General features: G+C 72.0%; 4 protein-coding genes and 1 pseudogene. 2 read left to right on the forward strand and 3 right to left on the reverse strand.

Annotated features, from left to right (window positions below):
* On the reverse strand, positions 1–225 hold a 225-nt coding region (locus ABWK99_RS13105; RefSeq protein ID WP_372595148.1), incomplete at its 3' end, for a nitroreductase family protein.
* Between the two features lie 103 nt (positions 226–328).
* On the opposite strand from ABWK99_RS13105, the gene tsaD reads away from it, so the two are divergent.
* On the forward strand, positions 329–1384 hold the full coding sequence (gene tsaD, locus ABWK99_RS13110; protein WP_372595149.1) for a tRNA (adenosine(37)-N6)-threonylcarbamoyltransferase complex transferase subunit TsaD: 1056 nt from the start codon (positions 329–331) through the stop codon (positions 1382–1384).
* A 79-nt stretch (positions 1385–1463) separates the two neighbouring features.
* On the forward strand, positions 1464–3623 hold the full coding sequence (locus ABWK99_RS13115; protein WP_372595150.1) for a putative bifunctional diguanylate cyclase/phosphodiesterase: 2160 nt from the start codon (positions 1464–1466) through the stop codon (positions 3621–3623).
* A 126-nt stretch (positions 3624–3749) separates the two neighbouring features.
* Here ABWK99_RS13115 and ABWK99_RS13120 read toward each other — a convergent pair whose 3' ends face one another.
* On the reverse strand, positions 3750–4883 hold the full coding sequence (locus ABWK99_RS13120; RefSeq protein WP_372595151.1) for a glutamate--cysteine ligase: 1134 nt from the start codon (positions 4881–4883) through the stop codon (positions 3750–3752).
* Positions 4883–5402 (reverse strand): annotated as a pseudogene (locus tag ABWK99_RS13125) (SAM-dependent methyltransferase); the annotation flags it as partial. The gene ABWK99_RS13120 and the pseudogene ABWK99_RS13125, both read right to left, overlap by 1 nt.

Consider the following 5402-nt stretch of genomic DNA (forward strand, 5'->3'; position numbering starts at 1 on the left):
GGCGGCCAGTCGCTCGCGGGCCTCCGGGGTGCGCACCTGGAGCAGGCGCAGCGGGGAGGTGTTGAGCGCCGTCGGCCCCCAGCGGACGAGGTCGTAGACCGCCTCGACGGTCTCCTCGGGAACGGGCTCGTCGGACCAGGCCCGCACGGAGCGGGCACCGCGGAAGAGGGCGTCCTGGGCGGTCGGGTCGATCTGGAACGTGGGGGCGAGTGCGGTCTCTGTCATGCCTAGTTCAACGCTCAACTACCGTCGAATCATCCCAGGTTCGACTGTGTGCCTCGTCACATCGATGTCCCCCGGTGCTCGGCCCGCCGCCTAGGCTTGTCCCATGTCCACAGATCGCCTCGTCCTCGGGATCGAGACCTCCTGCGACGAGACCGGCGTCGCCCTCGTCCGCCTCACCGACGAGGGCTCCGAGCTGCTCGTCGACGTCGTCGCGAGCTCGATGGACGAGCATGCGCGGTTCGGCGGGATCATCCCCGAGATCGCCTCGCGCGCCCACCTCGAGGCGATGGTGCCCACGCTGAGCACCACCCTCGAGCGTGCGGGCGTCACGCTCGCCGACGTCGATGCCGTGGCGGTGACGGCCGGTCCGGGCCTGGTCGGGCCGTTGACCGTCGGTGCTGCCGCGGCCAAGGCACTGGCGATCGGCATCGACAAGCCGCTCTTCGGGGTGAACCACGTGATCGGCCACGCCGTCGTCGACGAGCTGGTGCACGGACCGTTCCCCGAGCGCGTGATGAGCCTCGTCGTCTCCGGGGGCCACTCCTCCTTGCTGCTCATCGACGACACCGTGAACGTCACCGAGCTCGGCTCGACGCTCGACGACGCCGCGGGCGAGGCCTTCGACAAGGTCGGCCGCCTGCTCGGCCTGCCGTACCCCGGCGGCCCGCACATCGACAGGCTCGCCCGCGAGGGCAACCCGAGGGCGATCCGCTTCCCCCGCGGTCTCACCGCCGCGAAGGACCAGGCCGACCACGCCGCCGACTTCTCCTTCTCCGGGCTCAAGACGGCCGTCGCCCGCTGGGTCGAGGCACGTCAGGACGCGGGGGAGGAGATCCCCCTCGCCGACGTCTCCGCCTCCTTCGCCGAGGCCGTCGCCGACGTGCTCACCGCGAAGACGATCGCCGCCTGCCGCGCGCACGGGGTGGGCACGCTCGTCGTCGGCGGTGGGTTCTCCGCGAACTCCCAGCTGCGCGACATGGCCGCCGCCCGCTGCGAGGAGGCAGGGATCGAGCTGCGCATCCCGCCGATCCGCTACTGCACCGACAACGGCGCGATGATCGCCGCGCTCGGTGCCGCCGTGCTGCGGCGCGGGATGGCGCCCTCGAACCTCGACCTCCCGGTCGACTCCTCGATGCCGTTGACCCAGGTGCTCGTCTGAGGCTGCGGCTTCCGCGAACTCCGAGTGCATGCCGGCTCCAGCGCGCGCGCCCTGACCGGACGCGGTTATCGTGCGACTCGTGGGGGGCCCGTCGCAGGACGAGGTCATCGGGGCGCAGGACGCCGGGGGTCCGATGGCCTCCTCCGCCGCGCGCGAGGCCGAGGAGAGGTTCGCTCTCCTCCTGGAGTCCTCACCGCACGCCGTGCTCGTCCTCGCCGTCGACGACGCGACAGTCCTGGCGGCCAACTCCGTCGCGAACCAGACCTTCGGCGACGGGCGGAGCCTCGAGGGCGCGCCGCTCACGTCGTTCGTCGGACAGGAGGCAGGGCGCTCCGTCCTGGCGCGGATCGCGCAGGTGGATGCCGCAGGCGTCCCGCGCACCTCGGTCCGGCAGGCCGTCCTGCCGCGGAGCGGGACGACCCCCACCGAGATCCGGTCGGCCCCGGTGGGCTGGCGGGGCGAGCGGGCCGTGATGGTGACCATCTGCGACCTGACGGACCGGATGACGCTCGAACGGCAGGCCGCCGACCTGCTCGCCGTCGAGCAGCGCTTCCGTCAGGCCTTCGACGGCGCGGCGATCGGCATGGCCCTGGTCGCGGTGGGCCCCGTGCCGCCACCCGGTACCTTCCTCGAGGCCAATGCCGCGATGAGCGCCCTGGTCGGGCGTTCTCCCGAGGAGCTCAGGGCGCTGTCCTTCGCCGACATCACCCACCCGGACGACATCGATGCGGGGTTCGGGGCACTCCGGGCGGTGCTCTCGGGTGACGCACCCCGAGCCGTCATCGAGAAGCGGTACCTGCGACCGGACGGGTCGGTGGTGTGGGCCCGGGTGACCACCTCCGCCGTGCGCGGCCCGGACGGTGCCGTGCTGCACCTGACGTCTCAGGCCGAGGACGTGACGGCGCGCAAGGAGGCGGAGTCCGCGCTCGTGCACCGAGCGATGCACGACTCGCTCACCGGTCTGCCCAACCGTGCCCACCTGCTCGACCACCTCGAGGCGGCGCTGGGAAGGGCCGCCCTCTCGGCGACGGTCGTCGCCGTGCTCTACCTCGACATCGACGACTTCAAGGAGATCAACGACTCGCTCGGGCACACCGCGGGCGACGAGGTGCTCGTCCAGGTCGCGCAGCGCGTCGCAGCAGAGCTCCGCGGGGGCGACCTCGCCGCGAGGCTCGGTGGCGACGAGCTGGTCGTCGCCTGCAGCGAGCTCGCCCACCCGGCGGACGCCGACGCGATCGCCGAACGGATCCTCGGTGCCGTCGCCCGACCGCTCGAGATCGCCGGGCACGTCCTGCACCTGACGGTGAGCGTAGGGGTGGCGACGGGAGGGGCGGACTCGACGGCCGTCCGCCTCCTGAGGGACGCCGACCGCGCGATGTACCGGGCCAAGCGGGGCGGGAAGGCCAGGTACGAGGTCGGCGACGCCACGCTCGCCTCACATGCGATCCGCCAGATCGAGATCTACGACGGCCTGCACCGCGCTCTGCACGAGGACCAGCTCCGGCTCGTCTACCAGCCGGTGGTCGACCTCGCCTCCGGTCGCGTCGTCGCGGTCGAGGCGCTGCTGCGCTGGGAGCATCCCGCACGCGGGCTGCTCGCACCTGGCGAGTTCATCGACGTCGCCGAGAGCAGGGAGCTGATCGTCCCGATCGGGCGCTGGGTCCTCGAGCAGGCTGCGCGTCAGGGGGCTGCCTGGGCCGAACGGTACGGGCACCGGGCTCCGCGGGTGTGGGTGAACGTCTCGGACCGTCAGGTCGGACGGCATGACCTGGCAGGGTCGGTACGCCAGGCCCTGGACGTGAGCGGGCTTCCCGCCCGGTTGCTGGGGATCGAGCTGACCGAGCGCAAGCTGATCAAGACAGGGGACTCGGCGCGAGCCGATCTCCGCGCCGTCCGGGAGCTCGGGGTTCCCTTGGCCATCGACGACTTCGGCACGGGACGGACGGGTCTCGACTACCTGCGTGAGCTGCCGGTCGCGGTGCTCAAGATCGACAGGAGCTTCATCGACGGGCTCGGCGCCGACCGGGCCAGCACGGCGCTCACCGACGCGCTGATCACTCTCGGTCATGGGCTCGGACTGAGCGTGACCGCCGAGGGCGTCGAGACCGAGCAGCAGCTCGCGATGCTGCGCGGCTGGGGCTGTGACCGCGCCCAGGGGTACCTCCTGAGCAGGCCGGGGAGCGCCGTGGAGCTCGAGCCCTTCCTCGCCGAGCGCCTCGGCCCTTCGCGCAGGGCCTGATCCCGGCCACGGGCGCCCCAGCGCGAGATCGCCGTTCCGTGGCGAGATCGCCGTTACGAACCGGCGATCTCGCGACGAACCGGCGATCTCACCGGGACGCGCGGGGCAGGGCGGGCGTGCCGCCGCTCAGAGCGGCCGGCCGGCCCGCATCTCCGCCACGAGCGAGGCGACCACGGCGCCCAGGTCCCCGTCGTTGCGCCGCGCGACGGCCCGCTGACGCTGGTACGAGGCGCCCTTGCGCAGGATGGTCCGGATCTGCCCGAGCTCCTCGGTGCACCGCAGCCGCTCGGCCGTCGGGGCGAGCTCGAGGAGCAGGTCCTCGACGGCCTCGGTGACCAGCCGCTCGTTGCCCTCGCGGTCCAGGATGATGATCGCGTCCATGCCGTACCGCGCCGAGCGCCACTTGTTCTCCTGCACGAACCAGGCGGGCAGGCTCGGCAGCTCGCGGCCCTCGTCGATCATCGTCGAGAAGTGCTCGACGAGGCAGTGGATGAGCGCGGCGAAGGCGAGCACCTCGGTGAGGTTGGGCGAGCCGTCGCAGATCCGCATCTCCAGCGTGCCGAACCGGGAGGGCCGGATGTCCCAGCGGATCTCGCTGATCTCGTCGATGACGCCGACGTGCACCATGTCGGCCGCATAGGCCTCGAACTGGTCCCAGGTGTCGAACTGGAACGGCAGTCCCGCGGTCGGCAGCTGCTGGAACATCAGGGCCCGGTTCGAGGCGTAGCCGGTGTCCTTCCCTCCCCAGAAGGGCGAGGAGGCGGAGAGTGCCTGGATGTGCGGGAAGTAGGTGAGCACCGCGCGCAGGATCGGCAGCACCTTGTCGCGGTCCTCGATCCCCACGTGCACGTGCACGCCGAAGATGAGCATCTGCCGGCCCCACCACTGCGTCCGGTCGATGAGGGTCGCGTACCGCTGCTTGTCGGTGACCTTCTGGTTGGTCCACCGCGCGAAGGGGTGCGTCCCCGCGCACATGAGCTCGACCCGGAGCGGGTCGGTGATCGCGCGGAGCTCGGCGATCGAACGCTCCAGGTCGGCGCCGGCCTCGGCGACCGTGTGGCAGACGTCCGTGATGATCTCGACGGTGTTGAGCAGGAGCTCCTGCTTGATCGTCGGGTGCTCCCCGCCTCCGGGCGGTGCGACGGCGTCCAGGACGGTCTGGGCCACCTGGCGCAGGTCGCCGGAGTCGGCGTCGACGAGGGCGAGCTCCCACTCGACGCCGATCGTCGACCGCTCCGAGGCGGCGAAGGGGATCTCCATCACAGCGGCTCCACCATGATCACCTGCTGGGACCCGGCGATCCGGGTCAGGACGATCGTCGCCTCGCCGTCTCCGCGCAGGTCCAGCTGCTTGCGCAGCTGCTCGGGGACGACGGCGGTCCCGCGCTTCTTGATGGTCACCCGGCCCACCCCCCGTTCGCGCAGCGCGGTCCGCAGCCTCTTGAGGCCGAACGGCATGACGTCCAGCACACGGTAGGCCTGGGCGGCGGGTTCGTCGACGAGATGGTCCGAGGTCACGTAGGCGATGGTGCGGTCCACGAGCCGTCCCCGCACCTGCTGGGCGACGAGGCTGACGAGTCCTGCCCGGATGACGGCGCCGTCGGGCTCGTACAGGTAGGCGCCCAGCGCGCCGACCTCGGGCTCGGGGACGCCGTCGAGCGGAGCGCGGACCGTCGTGGCAGTCTCGCCCCGCAGGACGAGGGCGGAGCGCCCCGGGCCGCTCGGGGCGAGGGGACCGAACCAGAGCCCCGCCTCGACGACGTCTCCGTCGACGCTCACC

This window comes from Actinotalea sp. (genome assembly GCF_041597215.1).
Lineage (GTDB): Bacteria > Actinomycetota > Actinomycetes > Actinomycetales > Cellulomonadaceae > Actinotalea.

Coding starts and splice junctions, on each gene's coding strand:
- tsaD (WP_372595149.1), top strand. CDS start 329: ATGTCCACAGATCGCCTCGTCCTCGGGATCGAGACCTCCTGCGACGAG.
- ABWK99_RS13120 (WP_372595151.1), bottom strand. CDS start 4,883: ATGGAGATCCCCTTCGCCGCCTCGGAGCGGTCGACGATCGGCGTCGAG.